Source organism: Lysinibacillus sp. GW823-FHT02G10, from assembly GCF_058797135.1.
Map to the genome: position 1 here is coordinate 274456 of NZ_JBXAJI010000001.1, position 17162 is coordinate 291617.

The window sequence follows — 17162 nt, forward strand, 5'->3', positions numbered from 1 at the left end:
AGACACTTTGCAGAATGGTTGATTGGAGAGGAGCCAGCGTCACACCTAGGGGATTTAGCGTCACTGATGAGACCCTAGAGCGAACGTAAGTGAGAGAAGCGGCTCATTGGACGCCCCCTGGAAAGGACGCTGGCGGAACGGAAATCAACCCTTACCTTGCCAAAAGGTATTATTTCTCCTAGCGATATTATCTTTTTTCAACAACATGAATTGGCGAGACTTTTAAAAGTATCGCCAATCGTTTGGTCCTTATTCATTCCAGCCTTTACAGACATCAATCCATTCTTTATAGGGAGCATATGTTTCAAGTTCTGAAATGGTTACCTCAATGGCTGAATTACTACTACCGCACGCTGGAAATACTGTAGTAAAACGTTTTAAAGATTCATCTAAATAAATGGCTACGCCCTCATTCACACCAAAAGGGCATACACCTCCGACATCATGGCCAATCATCGTCTCCACATCATCTTTGGATAACATCTTTGCCTTCGTACCAAATACGGCTTTATATTTTGCATTATCGATTTTTGCGTCACCAGCAGCCACAATTAAGATCGCTCCATCATTTACAAGAAAAGATAAAGATTTTGCTATGCGCTCTGGCTCACAGCCAAGCGCCTGTGCTGCTAACTCAACTGTTGCGGAGCTTTCTTCTAATTCTTGTATTTTGTGTTCTACATGCCATTGTGCTAAATGGCGACGTACTTTTTCAATTGCCATATGTACACCCTCCTACTTGTATCAATTATGCCCTAGCATAGGTTGTCGAGATTTTTTGAGATTTTCGAAAAGATCCCTTTTCTATAGTTGATATACCACCTTCATACAAAAAGCATTCATTAAATCCAGACAAAATTAATTTTACCATAATTTTCAGAATATATAGTTGTGAATGCTTTATCTTTCGGGTACCATTGGTGTAAGGAGTGTAAAATTACACTAGGGAGGTCTTTGTATGCTTAGATTATTACAAATAGTATCTATATTAATTGGTTTGTCCTTTGTGACATTAATAGTGGCATTCATGATCACATTGAGTGGTGGGCTGCATTTAATTAATTTGGTCTTTACTATACCCATTTGTTTATTTGTCTGGATTGTATGTAGTATGTTTAAATGGACCAACACAAAAAAACGAAGGGGCTTGCTATTTGGTGTCATGGGAATCGCCCTGTTGATTGCAGCCATTAAACCGATTCAACATTATTATAAAATGAGTATTCCCACTGTTGATGCGGAAATTGATGTAACAGTCTATCAGCCATTTGTTCCTGGCAATGAAATAGTGAAAAATAAAGCTTCCTTACAATTGACAGAGTCATTACCACGACTAGATGGTGCAACAGCCATGTACCCTTTATATGCGGCTTTTGTGGATGCTACTTATCCCAAAGGGGAATATCCTCCATATAATAGTAGAGTTCAAGTAAGTCGTACACCAGAGGCCTATCAAAATTTAATAGCTGGAGATGTTGATTTGATCTTTGTGGCAGCCCCGTCCACCTCACAAGAATGGCAGGCAGAAAAGGAAGGACTTACATTTGATATGACGCCAATTGGTCGAGAGGCATTTGTCTTTTTTGTGCATCGTAAAAATAAAATCGATAATTTAACACTTGAGCAGGTCAAAAAAATATATGCTGGAGAAATAACTAATTGGCGTGAAGTGGGTGGGGAGGATGAGGCCATTCGTGCTTTCCAACGCCCAGCAGATAGTGGAAGCCAAACGACACTAGAAAAGCTGATGGGCAATACGCCAATCATGGAGGCACCCACTGAAGATGTTGCATCAGGAATGGGCGGAATCATTCGTGAAGTGTCGCAATATCGAAATTATAAAAATGCCTTGGGCTTTACGTTTAGATATTATTCTACAGAGATGGTTGGTAACAAAAAGATCAAATTACTATCCATTGACGGAGTAGCACCAACAAAAGAAAATATTCAAAATGGTACATATCCTTTAGTGTCTGAATTTTATGCCATCACAGCAGGAACGGAAAATCAAAATGTACAGAAACTGATTGATTGGATACTTTCTGAGGAAGGGCAGGCAGTGGTAGAAAAGGTCGGTTACGTACCAGTGGAAAATCATTGAATAGTTTGCTATACTAAGAGTAATAATCGAATAAAAGTTTTCTAGGGTTCCGTAGCGCTTGCTAGTCTGGTCCGAGAGAAAACCACAAATTGATTTTGTGACACGGAAGGATAAAAGCCTGGGAGATACTGTTTAAAGACAGTTTCTTCAGGCTTTTTTTGTTTGGCTAAAATCAAGTCATTTGGCGAATGCTGAAAAAGTAGTTGGATCATCCAATTATTCGGCCGTGTCTTATAAAATGGAGGGATTTATGATGAATAAACAATGGATCAGCGTCATTATAGCGGCTTGCTTTGAAGTTGGCTGGGTCATTGGGTTAAAGCATGCAACAAGTGTACTAGAATGGATTGGTACAGCAATTGCCATTTTTATTAGTTTTTATTTGCTCATTAAAGCAGGTGAGCATCTACCAGTTGGGACCGTTTATGCAATCTTTGTCGGATTAGGAACAGCTGGTACTGTATGTGCGGATAGCTTGCTATTTGGAGAGCCGTGGAAATTAGCAAAAATCATATGTATTGTTGTGTTACTTGCAGGAGTTGTAGGCTTAAAGCTAGTAACAGGAGAGCCTAAGGAACAAGAGGTGAGTGAATAATGGCATGGATGGCATTAGTTGTTGCAGGGTTATGTGAAATGTTGGGCGTATATATGATTAGTAAATATAATAAGACGAAGAGTATGAAAAATTTAGGACTGTTGATTGGTGCATTCACCTTAAGTTTTGCAGGCCTTGCCTATGCGATGGAAACATTACCAATGGGTACTGCCTATGCGATCTGGACAGGGATTGGTGCAGCTGGAGGAGCGCTGCTAGGTATGCTGTTTTTTAATGAATCTAAGGACTGGCGACGCATCGTTTGTATTGTCCTTGTATTAGGAGCAGCAATCATGTTGAAATTGCTATCATAATTAATCAGGCACTCCTCTTATGCAGGAGTGCCTGTTTTTATATTATTTTTTTACGTCTTTTGTCCATTCAGCCACTTTATCTGGATTAGCATCAACCCATTCTTTCGCAGCATCTTTTGGATCTTTACCATCCATTACTTCTAACATAACACTTTCTAAATCTTCTGCTGTCCAGTGGAAGTTATCGAGTACTGAATATACATCTGGTAAATCTTCTTTTAAGCCTTTACGTACGAATGTATTAATCGTTTCTTCTCCACCATATACACCCTTTGGATCTTCTAAGTATTTAAGATCATATTTCGCAAATTTCCAGTGTGGTGACCAGCCTGTGACAATAATCTCTTCCTTATCTTTCAGTGCTTTTGATAATGCTGTTGTCATCGCACCAGAAGAAGAAGTAATAAAGTTCCAATCTGCTAAATTATCATATTCTTCTAATGCTTTTTCTGTAGCAGCAGTAATGCCCGCACCTGGCTCAATACCAGTGATTGTATGATCTGCTTCATTAGATAAATCTTCAATAGAATTGACATCCATATAGCTTGGTACAACTAAACCGATTTTTGCACCAGCAAGGTTTTCACCTAGCTCATCTAAATCAGCTTTATATTTTTCATATTGTGAAGCATGTGTATGTGGTAGCCAAGCAGCAACCATTCCATCAGCCTCTCCTTTCGAGACAGCCTCCCACATGATCGCATTATCCAGAGGAGTTAATGTTACATCATAACCTAAATCTTCGAGTACCTGCCCAACAACATTCGTTGAGGCAATTTCCGTATCCCACTCAACATAGGCTAGGTTTACCTCCTTAGAATCACTGTTTTTTCCAGAACTTGAGCCTGAGTCGCCTCCACTACATGCAGCAAGCATGAAGCCTAGACCTAGAGCCATTCCTAACTTTGATAGTGTTTTCAGTTTCATCGAATCTCCCTTTCTCTTCATCATTTTGTATCCAAACTGCCGACATCCACCGGAGGATGGATGGTAGCAAGAAAGATGACATTTCTATAATGCTTTCTTTTTATTGAGGCTTTGTGTTAAACGGTCAATAATGATCGCGAAAATAACTAAGCCTAATCCTGCAACGAAGCCATTCCCAACTTGAGTACGTTGAAGGGCTGTTAATACTTCACGTCCTAGACCAGGAGCCCCAATCATAGAGGCAATAACTACCATAGAAAGTGACAGCATAACGGTTTGGTTAATCCCTGCCATAATGGTTGATTTAGCAAGGGGGATTTCTACTTTAAATAATTTTTGGCTAGCTGTACTACCATAGGAGTCTGCAGCTTCCACTAATTCTTTTGGTACTTGACGAATACCGAGGTTTGTCATACGTACAGTTGGGGGTAAAGCAAAGATAACGGATGCAAAGACACCAGGTACAATACCAATACCAAAAAAGGCAACGGCTGGAATTAAATAGACAAAGCCAGGCATTGTTTGCATGAAATCTAGTATTGGTTTAATAATGTTTTCAGCTACCGTTGATTTTGACATTAAGATACCTAGTGGAATACCGATGATGATGGATATAATACTGGAAAAGATCACAAGCGTGGTTGTTTCCATAAGATGAGTCCATAATCCTTGGTTATAGATAAACAACAAGCCAATTAATGAGAATGCAGCAAGCCCTAACTTTTTGCCTGAAACGAAGAAGGCAAATATCACGACAAGAAGTATAAGAATAATGGCTGGGATACTAATTAATAAATCAGTGACCTGATTCATGAGTAGTTTTCCGAATTGCTGAATAGAGTTAAAGAACGCTGAAAAATTACTCGTCAACCAGTCCATAGCTGATTCTACCCACGGAGCTAGTGGTAATGTTGGAATATTATCTAAAAAGTTATTCATGTGATTCGGCCTCCTCATCGCTAGTTGACAGTGCTTGGATGACAACGCCCCTAATTAGTACACCAAGCAAGCGACCATCTTTCACAACGGCAATAGGAGTAGGAGAATTATAAATCATCCCTAAAATATCCTGTAGTAGCATATCTGGTGGAACAGTTAATACTTCTGATTGCACAATAGAATGGACGGTTTGCTCTTGTTTCTTCGCTGCAGCTAGTGCATCGTCTGCAGTGATATAGCCTTTTAAATGTCTATTTTTATCAACAGCCATTAATAAACTTACAGCCTCTTGACGCATACGCTTTAGTGCCACTTTAGGGCCATCTAGGTCTGTATTGACATAAACTGGACGTACCATGACATTTTCAGCTGTCAATACTTTAGAACGATCCACATCTTCCACGAATGTTTTGACATAATCATTTGCTGGGTTGGTTAATATTTCTTCACCCGTACCAATCTGAATGATAGAGCCATCCTTCATAATGGCAATGCGATCCCCAATGCGTAATGCTTCATTTAAATCATGTGTGATAAATAAAATTGTTTTTTTCAATGTTTGTTGTAGATCGAGTAGCTCATCTTGCATTTCCTTGCGAATCAATGGATCAAGTGCTGAAAATGCTTCATCCATTAGTAATATTTCAGGATCATTAGCGAGGGCTCGTGCTAAACCAACACGCTGCTGCATACCACCTGATAACTGATTTGGATACTGGTCTTTATAAGCGAGTAATCCAGCATTTTCTAAAGCCTGTTCAGCTTTTGCTTGCCGTTCTTCTTTTGAAATACCTCGAATTTCAAGGCCATATTCGGTATTTTGAAGTAATGTACGATGGGGGAATAAACCGAAGTTTTGGAAAACCATGCTCATTTTGTTTCTTCGTACAGACCGTAGACTTTCTTTTCCCATGGTAGAAATATTTTCTCCATCGATATATATATTTCCGCTCGTTGGTTCAATTAGGCGGTTTAAAAGCCGTATAAGCGTGGATTTGCCACTTCCTGACAATCCCATAATAACAAAGATTTCTCCTTCGTTGACAGTAAAGCTTGCATCGTATACTCCAACAGTTGCACCTGTTTCTTTTAAGATATCAGTCTTACTTTTTTGTTGCTTAACGAGTTCTAGTGCTTGGGGAATATGTTTGCCAAACACTTTCGATACGTGTTCTATTTTAATTTTTTCCATAGAAGCACTCCTTTCGTAGATTATTACTATGTGAGGATAATGATACCCAAAAATAAACAAGTAACAACCTTACTGTAGCAAAGGGTTGTTACTTTTGTCAAATCGACAAATAAGAAAAAATCCGCTTAAACGCTGTTATATCAGCGCTTAAACGGATTTTAATTTGGGTATAAAAAGCCTTGAACTCTAGCGAAACTTTCATCATTTCCAACAAAATAAATAATGTCCCCTTCTTCAAACGAGACATAAGGACCAGGGGATAGTAATAATTCATTGCCACGTCGAATACCAACGATAGTACTAGAAGTATTTTGCCAAAAATTTAAAGCTTGTACAGTTTGATGAATGCATGGACTATCAGCTGTCATTTCTAATTGATAGGGGATGAACGGATTGACTGACCGGTAATGCTCGGTGCGGCTAATTAGTTGCTTTGCCTTGTCTTGTAAATTAATCAATTCATGATGTTGCTTTTGAATACTTGTCAAAAGCTCATTTTGTATTTCATGAATCGATTGTACATCATGAAACTGTCTGACGAATTGAGCCGCTTTTTCATACGATTTTATAATTACGCCACTACCTTTTGAAGCTTCAACAATTTCTAAGTCTTGCAAAACGGCAATAGCTCTTCTTGCAGTCTCAGCAGAAACATTATATTGACTGGCAAGAGAGGATCTTGCATATATTTTATCGCCAATGCTGTATTTTCTTTCAACAATCTTGGAGGCGAGATCAATGGCTATTTGTTGATATTTTGGTTGCTTTAGTTGAACATTTTTTTCTAAGTTCATGTTAAACTTCCTTTCGTCATTACAGTACCACAGCTTATTATAGACTAGCCTGCACAGAAAAAATAGCATCTCCATAAGCTAGTAGTATATGATGAAAAAGTAATAATAAAATTATCATCCCTAATAATTATAATTAAAGAGTAATAGCTGTCGATTGACACTTTTTAGTTATTATTATAAACTAAGTTACGTTATGTAAGTGATGTGAAAATACATGTGCTCAGTTGGTGAATTTAGCCAACTGTTTCTATAGAAGGTTGGAGATTAATATGACAATTACAACTAAAGTGATGGACTTAGTAAAAGATAAAATGACGTTAGTAAAGCATACAAATACAGAGAATATTTGCCTAGTTGGACCAGTGAAATTACCTGTAAAACAAGGCGATTTTTCTGCAACGTTTCAATGGTATAACTGGCTTAAAATTGATGCGAATTTAACTAAAGAAGAAATCATTGATGGATTAGCCGCTGCTAATTTAGCATTTTTACAACAATCCTCTGTGCTTGTATATGGTGATTTTACCCATTCAGAAGATGCTTTAATCCGAATGCATAGTATTTGTCACACAGGCGACATATTTGGCAGCCAGCGTTGTGATTGTGGATACCAGTTGCATGAGTCTATGAAAATGATAGTTGAGCATGGCTGTGGTGCTATATTTTATTTAGCTGATCATGAAGGTCGTGGTATTGGACTATTCTCTAAATCTCTTGCTTATTTATTGCAAGAGGAAGGGCTCGATACAGTTGAAGCAAACCATGCACTTGGCTTCCCAGATGATACACGTTCTTATGACGAAGCACTTGCGGTATTAGCTACACTGCGTACCAAACCAGTAACACTTATTACAAATAATCCGAAGAAATTGGCTGCATTACAGGCTCGTGGCATGGCTGCGGAAGGGCATGTTCCTTTATGGGGCGGTTTGACAGAGACGAATCGTTTTTATTTAGAAACGAAAGTTGAAAAATCTGGACATATACGTGAAAAGCAATAGGTGGAGGTTGCGATGATGATGAATGTAGATGAAAAGTATATGCAACTGGCTTTGGATTTAGCAGCTAGTGCTAAAGGAAATACGAACCCTAATCCACTTGTTGGGGCTGTAATCGTGAAGAACGGTGTGATTGTAGGTACAGGTTTACACAGAAAAGCAGGGGAACCACATGCTGAAGTGCATGCTTTTCGAATGGCTGGAGAGCATGCACTGGGTGCTACGTTATATGTAACGTTAGAGCCTTGTTCACATTATGGTAAGACACCTCCTTGTGCCAATTTAGTGAAGGAATCTGGTGTCAGTCGAGTGGTAATTGCTATGCAAGATCCAAATCCAGCAGTAGCAGGTCGTGGCATCCAATTGCTACAAGATGCTGGAATAATGGTGGAAGTAGGGGTTTTAGAGCAACAAGCGCGCCGTTTAAATGAGCGTTTTATTCACAATATGCTTACGCATCGTCCTTTTGTTATTTCAAAATTTGCTATGACTTTAGATGGGAAAATTGCTACGCATACAGGACATTCAAAATGGGTAACTGGAGAGGGTGCACGTGAGGATGTTCACCATATTCGTCATGAAGTAGATGGAATTTTAGTTGGCGTGGGTACAGTCATTGCTGATAATCCTTCTTTAACAACAAGACTAAAAGAAGGATATGGAAAAAATCCAACACGTATTATTATGGATAGTTCTCTACGTACACCTGACAATGCAAATGTCTTGAATACAGAGGATGCACCAACGATTCTTGTTTGTAGTGACGACGTAAGCCAAGATAAAATTCATTTATTTACAGAAAAAGGTGTTACAGTTTTACCCGTACAAAAAAATGAATATGGATTACAGATTGATGAGATGCTTGAAAAGCTTTATATACACGGCATAACAGATATTTTGCTAGAAGGTGGAAGTAAAATGAATGCTTCCTTTTTACAGCAAGGTGCAATCGATAAATATGTAGTATATATAGCACCTAAAGTTTTGGGTGGAAATCTATCGTTAACGCCGTTTGCTGGCTATAATCCCTCTCTCATGCATGAGGCATGGAATGTTGAGTTTGCTTCATTTGATAAAATAGGCGAGGATTTGCGTATTATTGCCTATCCAAAGCAGGGTGAAAAAAAGTGAACTATCAAGCAGATGTCTGTATAGTAGGGGCAGGTCCTGCTGGTGCATTGTTATCCTACCTACTTGCTAAAAAAGGGCTGTCAGTGATTTTATTAGAGCAAAATGTAGCACTTGGTCAGGCATTTCGTGGCGAGCATTTAAATGAGGAAGGGGAGGCTGTTTTAAAAAGCCACCATCTTTTCGAAGCAGTCGAGGCACTCGGTATATTACGAATGGAGAAACTTGAGTATTATGCTGGTGGCAGAGCATTTAAAACAATTCTTCCAGATGAAGCAATAGGACATTTAGGCATTCATGTACCACAGGCAAATTTATTAAAAGGAATTTTACAAAAAGCACAGCTGTTCCCTAACTTTACATGCTTGCTACATACAAAGGTAACAAAGCTGATCGCGGATGCTACTGGTCATTATAGAGGCGTTATGGCGATAAAAAACGGAGACCCTATACAAATCGATAGTCAGTTAATTATCGGTGCAGATGGTCGTTATTCTACTATTCGTAAGCAAGCACATATTGATGTTCAGAAACAGAAGCATGGCTTTGATTTACTGTGGGCTAAAATTCCTGCGCCAGCTGATTGGGAACCATCCATAAAAATGGCACTCATCGATAATAAGCAGCTGTCATTGTTTACACAAGTTGGTGGTTATCTTCAAATAGGCTGGAATATTGAGCAAGGTAGTTTCCCTCAGCTTCGAAAACTAGCATTTACACCCTTTATCCAGCAGCTTGTGGAGGCATTTCCAGAATTAACGAAGACAGTGCAGGCACAGATAACTTCCTGGCAGGATTTTGTTTTGCTTGATGTCTTTAGTAGCCATTGTAATAGTTGGGGGACAAAGGGCCTTGTCTTGCTAGGGGACGCTGTTCATACAATGACACCAACAGGCGCTTTTGGGCTGAATAGTGCACTAAAAGATGCAGATTGTCTTGCATCATTGCTAAATAAAGACACACTAGCACAATTTAACGTACAATATTTTCAACAAATGCGTAAGCAAGCCATTGAGGAAGTATTAGCAAAACAAATTGAAAAAGAACAGACATTTGCTTCTAACTTTATAAACAAGGCTTCGTGAAAGGACGAACAACTAGATGAAGTTTGGCTTTGATATAGATGACACATTAATTGATTTACGAGCACATGCCTTTTCACTTTATAATAAAAAGCTTGGCAAAAAGGTTTCCTTTGAAACCTTTCAAGCGATACAACGAGTAGAAATTCATGAACCATTTGGATTAACAGATGAGGAAGGAACTGCCTTGTGGAATAGCGCATTGGAAGAGATCTATTTTACGGACTGTCCATCTTTTGATGGTGCTTTAAAAGCCCTCCAAGCTTTAGCAGAGCAGGGACATGACATTTACTATATTACATCTCGTCCAAAGCAATATTGTGCGCAAACAAAAGCTTGGATGGAGGCACAGGGCTTTCCAATAACAGACGGTCATTTTTTTTGTGGCATGCAAGATGCAGAAAAGGTAGCCATTATAAAAGAGCTTGCTTTAGATATTTATGTAGATGATAAACCAGCAGTACTTGAGACACTTCATGATGTGACAACTAAGGTAATCTTAAAGAATCAATCTTATAACCAGCATGTAAATCTTCCACGTTTATATGATTGGCAAGAGTTTCAAACGATGTTAACAAAATAAAGGATTGGTGCAACGACTAACCGTTGTACCGATCCTTTTTTGCTAAAATCGACTAAGTTTAAAGGTAGATAAATCTTGTTTACTTTTGCCTTCTATAATTAAATCTGCAAGAGCTTCCCCAACAGCACTACTAAATTTAAAGCCATGACCAGAAAAACCTGCAGCAATCACAATATTCTGATGTTCAGGTAAAAAGTCGATGATGAAATCTTCATCTGGTGTCATCGAATACTTACATGTTTTTCCGTATTTAAGCGTTCCATGCTGAGGCATAAAATGATCAACGAAGTTTTGTAAGTCAACAGCATCAGACGCATCAAACGGACGTAGAGGGTCGTTTGGATTAACCACATCACCACCATCGTGTCGTCCAAGTTTTAACCCCGCTCCATCAATACTTGGAAAGCCGTAGTAGGTTGAATCGGCAAATTCAAAGCAATAGGCAGGAAAAACTTCATCACGATACAGCTGCTCATCTGCCTCAAACCATGCAAAGGTTTTCCGCGTTGGTGTGACGGGTATGCTCACATCTACTGTTTGTAATAATTCTGTTGCCCATGCACCCGCCGTTACTATTAATTGCTTTGCTTTATAGCTATTATGTACTGTTTGTACCTGTACAATATCACCAGCTTGTATAGCCAATACTTTTTCATTTGTTCGGAGGCTTGCACCCGCCTCCAAGGCTAATTTTTTATAGGCGTGAATACATGCTTCAACACGAAGTACACCAGCAGTAGGTTCAAAGCAAGCAACTAAATTTTTTGGCAAGAATAACCCTGGCCATTTGTTCATTGCTTCAGCAGGTGAATAGTGTTCAAGCGCTAAATTATAGAGCGCAGCACTAGCCTTCACATTTTGAATGAAGGCACATGTTGGCTCTCCAATATTAACTACACCAGTTTGTAAAAATAAGCTTTCATTTGCTAAAGACTCTAGCTCTTGCCAAAGCTCGCCAGCTCTTTTTACAAAAGGTACATAGCTAGCTCCTTCACCATAGGCAAAGCGAATGATTCTTGTATCCCCATGATGACTACCTTCTTCATGGGGTGGAGTAAAGGCATCTAGCATAAGTACATTTTTTCCTTCCTTTGCTAAAAAGTAACCAGCCGCCATCCCCATGGAGCCAGCACCAACTATTATGACATCATAGTCCATTTTAATCCCTACTTTTTTACTCTAGTATAACAGATTTATAGGGAAGGAAACAGAATTTTTAGAAAATAAATAGACACAGCACCTGGAATCCGAATGGACTAGAGATGCTGTGCGTTGTAGATAGCTACTATTTTGAGCTTGGTAAAATTTTATTAAGGAAAATCGCTACGAGCGCAGCGGTTGCAATAGGCGAACCAAATAAATACTGCACGGTTGTAGGTAAGGAATACAGGAAATCATCAGGCAATAATGTCAATGCTAACGTTAAAATAACAGGAATCGCGATGACATACATTTCCTTTTCACCAATATGTTCATTTTTCATGACCTGTAAACCACTAATGGCTATTATGCCGCAGACGATCACAAATACACCACCAATAACAGCTGAAGGAATTGCTGAGATGAGTGCTGCTAATTTACCAGAGAAGCCGAAGACGATAAACCAAATACCTGCTGCTATAAAGACACGACGGCTCGCAATCCCAGTAATAGAGATAACACCTGCATTTGTTGAATAACCTGTCACAGGAGTGGAGCCAAGTAAAGAAGCAATAAAGCAGCCAATTCCTTCACCAATAACACCACGGTTAATTTGTTTATTTGTTAAAGGTTGGTCGATGACATTGCTAATGGCAAACCATGTTCCTGTTGTTTCAGCCATTAAGACAATATATATAATGACCATTGTGATAATAGCAGAAAAATTAAAGCTAAAACTAAAATCTGCAAATGGAAGTTGTGGCATGCTAAACCATTTGGCTTGCGATACAGGAGATAAATCTAAAACACCCATGATATTTGCTGCAATACTACCAGCAATTAAGGCGATGATGACAGAAGCAATTCGGAATAGACGTCCTTTTTGATGGAAGACTGTGCCTAACATGACACAAATAATTAATACGAATGCTGAGATAAGTGCTAAATAAATGTTTTGATTTATGGATGCGCCTGCACCATTAAAAATATTATCACTTAAACCAACAGGCATTAAGGACAATCCAACCACAAAGATAATCGTTCCACCAACAATTGGTGGAATAAATGTTTGGACAATTTTATTGAAGATACCTGTATAGCCTAAAATAATAACCAAAATGGCTCCAATTAAACTAGCACCTAGCACAGTACTCCAACCTAAATCACCACTACCACTTGCTGCATAGATCCCAACAATGGCACCAAGTGGAACATAGGATGGACCTTGTGCCATCGGTAATTTCATACAAAAATGTGTTTGCACAATCGTCGCGACCCCAGCTGCAATAAAGGTTGATTGAATCAAGGCGCTTGCCTGACCAGTTTGTAGACCGATTAGCATGGCAATTAAAAAGGGCACCACATAAACATCCATAGCCATAACATGCTGTAAACCGAGTAGAGCAGACTGACCGAACGAAATTTTTTCATCTGGTAACACGGTTAATTGTGTTTGTTTTGTTTGATTAGTTAGTTTTCTATGTTGTGTTTCCACGAAGTTGTACACCTCAAAATGATAGATTTTTATTAGAGAATAAGAGAATGGTTAGCCTCTCGTATGAACTTTATTTCCTTGCACCCATACCTCGCGGATATTTTCTGGGCGTACAAGATACATGATTTTTTGGAATATATCGTGTAAATCTTCATTTGGATCAAAAATCGGAAGCCTAGCAGTAGGAATTTTTGTATCGATAATTTGTACATCCCATGTATAGTTTTCCTGTAAACGGCCAATTGGAAGACTTAAGCTTTCTCCACCACCAGCTGTCGCTAGATAGAAGGCCTCATTTATTGTAATGCGTGAATTTGGGATACCACGCTTTTCGGCGGAAATGGTTGTATCTACACCATCCTCTAGCATTCTCGATGACATAACAGCTTGTCTTGCATTATCAAAAAGACTTGGAGAAAATCCGCCTGAAACATCTGAACCTAGTCCAATATCAACGCCCATTGCATGAAAGCGGGCGATTGGAATCACGCTGTTAGCAAAATAGGCATTAGAGATTGGACAATGACCTATGGCAGTGCCAGTTTCAGCAAATAATCTGGCATCCTCATCGCTTAAGAAATTACAATGAGCCATGACAGATTTTTCACCTAACAAACCAAAATTATGTAAGGCGACGGCATCATTTTTGTTGAATCGTTCTTTAACGTAGCTGTGCTCCCAGTCACTTTCACTACAGTGTGATTGGATATGTGTATCATACTTCGCAGCTAATTCACCTAAGCCCTTTAAGGCACCGTCTGTACAGCTTGGAATAAAGCGAGGAGTGACAACGGGGTAAACACCCTGTTTAGTCGTTTTGGCTAAATTTTTTACAGCTAAAATAAATTCCTCCGTATCCTCTAATGCGGTTTTTGTGTTTTCATCTCGATAAAAATCAGGATTCTGTTCAGGATCGTCCATGACCACTTTTCCGACTAATCCTCGTTGTCCCTTTTCAGCACAGATTTTCGCTAAAAGTACACTGGCCTCCTTATGGACCGTCGCAAAATATAATGATGTAGTTGTACCATTGGCAAGTAGTGTGCTTACTAAATCCTCATAAACTTCTTGAGCAAATACTAAATCGGAGAATTTTGATTCGATAGGGAAAGTATAGGTGTTTAACCAATCGTAAAGAGGAATGTCTAAAGCTGTCCCAGATTGTGCCCATTGAGGTGCATGTACATGCAAATCGACAAATCCCGGTAGGAAATATTGGCCTTCAGCTAATGCATGGAAGTTATTTTGATCTTGATATGTAATTAATAGTTGTTGGTAATCAGGTTGTTCGGGAGCGATAGTTTTAACAATCATACCGTCAGCATTAATGAAAAATAAATAATCCTTTAAAATGTGAACGTCAGTAGCAGATTTACTAGTAAAAGCTGTTCCTTTGAAAATATGCGTATATTCAGACATAAAAACCACCTTAATGTTCGTTTATTGATAATAACACGGATTATTATAGGCTATAAAAACTATTAAGTCTACAAAAAAACGAATATTAATATAATGACTAAAGAAATGCATGCACCTTTTTAACTACATTTTTACAGCTTTGACAAGCGTTGGTAGATAACAAAAGAAGGCACCTATTTGAGAGTGCCTTCTTTCTATATGATCGATTCATTGATGATGTGAAGAAAATTATTAAAGGATGTGGAGTGATGCAATTCATTTTTTCTTGTACAAAGGTAAATCGGTCGTTGGATATCAATGTCCTTAATAAAAACGCGGGCAACTTGCTGCTGTAGAATAAAGCTAGAAGCTGCTATGGATGGTGCTAGCATTGTACCAAAACCTGCCGCAATGGCATGTATGGATTCATTAATCCCGTCTAGTTGTAAACCTACTTTCGGTGGAGGAATTTTATGCACTTTACATAGGGCATTTAAGTATTCTTTTGTGGAACTACCATCCTCCCTTGTGACGAAGGGCTGCTGCATAAGTTCTGCAAGCGATACTGTTTGACCTGCCAGATGATGATTGTACGGCACAATAAACCAATAATCCAAATTCATTAGAAATTGATAATTAATATCAGCATGATGTCCATCTTCTTTGACGATAAAAGCTAAATCAGCTTTATAATGGAGTAAATCCTCAATCACTTGCTGGGAATTGGCGGTCTTTAAATGAATATGTGTTGCTGGATAAACTTGTTTAAATTGAGCTAACCATTTAGGTAGTAAAAAATGGGAGGGAACATGCGTGGAGGCAATTTGCAGTTCTTCATTGCCCGTATTTTTAAGCTGTTCAACTTTATTTTCAATATCAGTTTCTAGATCAAATAAGCGCTGTGCCTGTTTGTATAAAAAAGTACCATTTTGTGTTAGAGAAATGCCCCTACCTTTGGCTTCTAGCAGTGTCAAGCCTAGTTCTTTCTCTAAATTACGAATTTGAATGGTTACAGCAGGCTGACTTATCATAAGTGTCTGTGCCGCTTTGGAAACACTATTGAGTTCAGCCACCTTTGTAAATAAACGTAGAGCATGTAAATTCATGTCGTTACACCTTTCATAAATTTTTTTTATGCTTTTATATACATTATATATTAGATTTATTAATTTGCGCTCTGTATCCTTTTAATTACAGTAGAATATATGAGAGGGGGGTTCATCATGAATCGACAACATATAGGAATTGTCTTTGGAGGAATTTTATTATTAGTTGTTGCTATGGGGATTAGTCGATTTGCCTTCACACCGATTCTACCCTTTATGCGTCATGATGTAGGGTTTTCATTGGAAGTGGCTGGTTTTTTAGCTTCAAGCAATTATATTGGTTATTTCATTGGCGCATTATGGGCAGGGTTCATTTATCGTCAACGTAAAAATGTTTTAATGGCAAGTGTTGTTACCAATGTCCTATCTGTTATATTAATGGGCTTAATAGAAGTGTATAGTGTTTGGCTAGTTCTGCGTTTAATTGCGGGCATTACAGGGGGCCTTATTTTTGTGTTAACATCGAGTATTATTATGGATTACTTGGCGAAGCATTCATTATCACGATGGTCTGGCTATGTATTTAGTGGTATAGGCTTAGGGATTGCTATTTCAGGTTTATGTGTACCTGCTATAGAAGCAAGATTTGCTTGGCAGGGTGCATGGTTAGGCTTAGGAATTTTATCAGCGATTTTTTTATTTATTACCTCTTATTTATGGAGAAGTTTAGTGGTGCAGGACAGCACAAAAGTTACGAAATCTCTTGATACAAAAATGACAAAGGGTTTTATGCCATGGCTGATTTTATCCTATGGTTTAGAGGGGTTAGGCTATATTATTACAGGTACTTTTTTAGTCGATATTATTCATAATATTCCTTCTCTTCAAGCTTACTCTTCCTATAGCTGGGTCATTGTGGGGCTCGCGGCTATTCCATCAGCTCCTGTTTGGACGGTCTTATTAGAGAAGTTTTCAGCTATAAAAATTTTGTTTGTGGCATACATACTGCAAGTGGTTGGTATCCTGTTACCTGTTTTTGCACAAACGGTATGGAGCGTTTTATTAGCATCTTTTTTATTCGGTCTAACCTTTGTAGGAATTGTCACGCTAACTACTTCCTATGCACGACAGCTATTCCCGACAAAGAGCGGATTCGTTGTTTCTTTATTAACAACCTTTTATGCTTTTGGACAAATTATCGGACCGATTATCGCAGGAAAACTGGTTGAAGTTTATAGTAGCTATAAAGCAGCACTTATATTTGCTGGTGTCATAGTGTTTCTTGCATTGCTCGTTATGGTAATTGGTAGATGGCTAACTGTAAAAAAAGAAGCTGTTGCTGAACATACAATTTCTATATAACGCATAAAAGCCAGAAATCCTATTTGGATTTCTGGCTTTATCATTTACTTAAAGAAGCCGTGCCTCTA

The 17162-nt window shown here is 38.6% G+C and carries 17 protein-coding genes and 1 riboswitch; of the genes, 8 read left to right on the forward strand and 9 right to left on the reverse strand.

Annotated elements, in window-relative coordinates:
• Positions 1-249: 249 nt before the first annotated feature.
• Positions 250-723, reverse strand: coding sequence for a YbaK/EbsC family protein (locus tag AC1RFD_RS01380; RefSeq protein WP_004232289.1), 474 nt, complete (start codon positions 721-723; stop codon positions 250-252).
• Positions 724-958: 235 nt separating this feature from the next.
• Here AC1RFD_RS01380 and AC1RFD_RS01385 point away from each other — a divergent pair, with 235 nt between their 5' ends.
• From AC1RFD_RS01385 to AC1RFD_RS01395, 3 genes are all read left to right on the forward strand, one after another.
• Positions 959-2101, forward strand: a complete 1143-nt coding sequence (locus AC1RFD_RS01385; protein ID WP_288583893.1) for a PstS family phosphate ABC transporter substrate-binding protein — start codon at positions 959-961, stop codon at positions 2099-2101.
• Positions 2102-2131: 30 nt separating this feature from the next.
• Positions 2132-2228: riboswitch (guanidine-I (ykkC/yxkD leader) on the forward strand.
• 126 nt (positions 2229-2354) lie between these two features.
• Entirely contained in the window at positions 2355-2696 is a 342-nt protein-coding gene (locus AC1RFD_RS01390; RefSeq protein WP_004232293.1) for a DMT family transporter, read from the forward strand.
• Complete coding sequence (locus AC1RFD_RS01395; protein WP_048391256.1) at positions 2696-3010, forward strand: DMT family transporter; 315 nt, start codon at positions 2696-2698, stop codon at positions 3008-3010. Before AC1RFD_RS01390 ends, AC1RFD_RS01395 begins: the two co-directional genes overlap by 1 nt.
• 42 nt (positions 3011-3052) lie before the next feature.
• Here AC1RFD_RS01395 and AC1RFD_RS01400 read toward each other — a convergent pair whose 3' ends face one another.
• The 4 genes from AC1RFD_RS01400 to AC1RFD_RS01415 all read right to left on the reverse strand — a co-directional run bounded on the left by AC1RFD_RS01400 (position 3053) and on the right by AC1RFD_RS01415 (position 6862).
• Positions 3053-3937 (reverse strand): glycine betaine ABC transporter substrate-binding protein, encoded by an 885-nt coding sequence (locus AC1RFD_RS01400; protein WP_048391254.1) that lies wholly within the window; start codon positions 3935-3937, stop codon positions 3053-3055.
• Between the two features lie 84 nt (positions 3938-4021).
• Entirely contained in the window at positions 4022-4876 is an 855-nt protein-coding gene (locus AC1RFD_RS01405; RefSeq protein ID WP_048391252.1) for an ABC transporter permease, read from the reverse strand.
• Entirely contained in the window at positions 4869-6068 is a 1200-nt protein-coding gene (locus AC1RFD_RS01410) for a quaternary amine ABC transporter ATP-binding protein (protein WP_048391251.1), read from the reverse strand. The genes AC1RFD_RS01405 and AC1RFD_RS01410 overlap by 8 nt, the downstream gene beginning before the upstream one ends.
• Before the next feature lie 158 nt (positions 6069-6226).
• A complete protein-coding gene (locus tag AC1RFD_RS01415; protein WP_103117656.1) occupies positions 6227-6862 on the reverse strand; it encodes a GntR family transcriptional regulator in 636 nt (211 codons plus the stop codon).
• A gap of 269 nt (positions 6863-7131) precedes the next feature.
• Between AC1RFD_RS01415 and AC1RFD_RS01420 the strand changes: the two genes are divergently transcribed.
• The 4 genes from AC1RFD_RS01420 to AC1RFD_RS01435 are packed head-to-tail and all read left to right on the forward strand — an operon-like array spanning position 7132 to position 10653.
• Complete coding sequence (locus AC1RFD_RS01420; RefSeq protein ID WP_048391249.1) at positions 7132-7863, forward strand: GTP cyclohydrolase II; 732 nt, start codon at positions 7132-7134, stop codon at positions 7861-7863.
• A gap of 15 nt (positions 7864-7878) precedes the next feature.
• Complete coding sequence (gene ribD / locus AC1RFD_RS01425; protein ID WP_421927720.1) at positions 7879-8991, forward strand: bifunctional diaminohydroxyphosphoribosylaminopyrimidine deaminase/5-amino-6-(5-phosphoribosylamino)uracil reductase RibD; 1113 nt, start codon at positions 7879-7881, stop codon at positions 8989-8991.
• Entirely contained in the window at positions 8988-10073 is a 1086-nt protein-coding gene (locus tag AC1RFD_RS01430) for an FAD-dependent monooxygenase (protein WP_066036620.1), read from the forward strand. The genes ribD and AC1RFD_RS01430 overlap by 4 nt, the downstream gene beginning before the upstream one ends.
• 16 nt (positions 10074-10089) lie before the next feature.
• Complete coding sequence (locus AC1RFD_RS01435; protein WP_066036621.1) at positions 10090-10653, forward strand: 5' nucleotidase, NT5C type; 564 nt, start codon at positions 10090-10092, stop codon at positions 10651-10653.
• A 42-nt stretch (positions 10654-10695) separates the two neighbouring features.
• On the opposite strand, the gene solA is transcribed toward AC1RFD_RS01435, so the two are convergent.
• The 4 genes from solA to AC1RFD_RS01455 all read right to left on the reverse strand — a co-directional run bounded on the left by solA (position 10696) and on the right by AC1RFD_RS01455 (position 15792).
• Positions 10696-11811, reverse strand: a complete 1116-nt coding sequence (solA, locus tag AC1RFD_RS01440; RefSeq protein ID WP_492474429.1) for an N-methyl-L-tryptophan oxidase — start codon at positions 11809-11811, stop codon at positions 10696-10698.
• A 127-nt stretch (positions 11812-11938) separates the two neighbouring features.
• Positions 11939-13288 carry a uracil-xanthine permease family protein gene (locus AC1RFD_RS01445; RefSeq protein WP_492474430.1) on the reverse strand — a complete coding sequence of 450 codons (1350 nt, stop codon included), beginning with the start codon at positions 13286-13288 and terminating at the stop codon, positions 11939-11941.
• A gap of 51 nt (positions 13289-13339) precedes the next feature.
• Positions 13340-14707: a guanine deaminase gene (gene guaD / locus AC1RFD_RS01450; RefSeq protein ID WP_416141428.1), complete on the reverse strand. Its 1368-nt coding sequence runs from the start codon at positions 14705-14707 to the stop codon at positions 13340-13342.
• A gap of 194 nt (positions 14708-14901) precedes the next feature.
• Positions 14902-15792: a LysR family transcriptional regulator gene (locus AC1RFD_RS01455; RefSeq protein WP_054550626.1), complete on the reverse strand. Its 891-nt coding sequence runs from the start codon at positions 15790-15792 to the stop codon at positions 14902-14904.
• A gap of 117 nt (positions 15793-15909) precedes the next feature.
• Here AC1RFD_RS01455 and AC1RFD_RS01460 point away from each other — a divergent pair, with 117 nt between their 5' ends.
• Positions 15910-17094, forward strand: a complete 1185-nt coding sequence (locus AC1RFD_RS01460) for a YbfB/YjiJ family MFS transporter (RefSeq protein WP_054550627.1) — start codon at positions 15910-15912, stop codon at positions 17092-17094.
• The last annotated feature ends 68 nt before the right edge of the window (positions 17095-17162 follow it).